At 56.6% G+C, this 564-nt stretch carries 1 protein-coding gene; it reads right to left on the bottom strand.

The window, feature by feature from the left end; translation table 11 throughout:
* Positions 1-563 (bottom strand): IS5 family transposase (locus GOB87_RS16540; RefSeq protein ID WP_338421446.1); only part of this gene is annotated, 563 nt, incomplete at its 3' end.
* Position 564 lies beyond the last annotated feature (1 nt).

Below are 564 nucleotides of genomic sequence, written 5' to 3'. Positions count from 1 at the left end.
GGCAGCCTGACGATTTCGAGAGTGATGTCGTGCTCTTTTGCTGCATTGGCTGCTTTTGATCCGGTATAGCCCTGGTCAGCCCATGCCAGTTCAACGCTACCGTCTGTCGCCTGCTGAATGGCTTGCGCGAGCGGACCGACTTCTGCCCGGTCATCCCTGTTTGCCGGTGTGACGTGCAGGGCTAGAAGATGCCCCAGGGTATCGACCGCCATGTGCAGCTTCGATCCCTTCTTTCTTTTCGCACCATCATACCCGGCGCGCAAACCACTCTCAGGGGTCGAACGCAGTGTCCGGCTGTCGATAATCGCCGTTGTCGGCTTAGCCTGCTTTCCTGCAGCCAGCCGCAGTACAGTCCGAAGATCGTGGACAACAGCTTCAAAACATCCCGCCTCCATCCAGCGGCGTGATTGTTGATAGACCGCAGACCACGGGGGCAGATCGTTTGGCATCGCACGCCATGCAATACCGTAACGGATCACGTAACGAAGACCGTTGAACAGTTCCCGCAGATCATGATGGCGTTGTTCCGCGTCTTCCTTCATCAGAAGAAGATACGGAACAATC

Source organism: Acetobacter estunensis, assembly GCF_011516945.1.
In the GTDB taxonomy this organism is placed as follows: Bacteria; Pseudomonadota; Alphaproteobacteria; order Acetobacterales; family Acetobacteraceae; genus Acetobacter; species Acetobacter estunensis.
The sequence above is the reverse complement of the archived record's forward strand: the minus strand, read 5'-3'. Positions and strand labels throughout refer to the sequence as shown.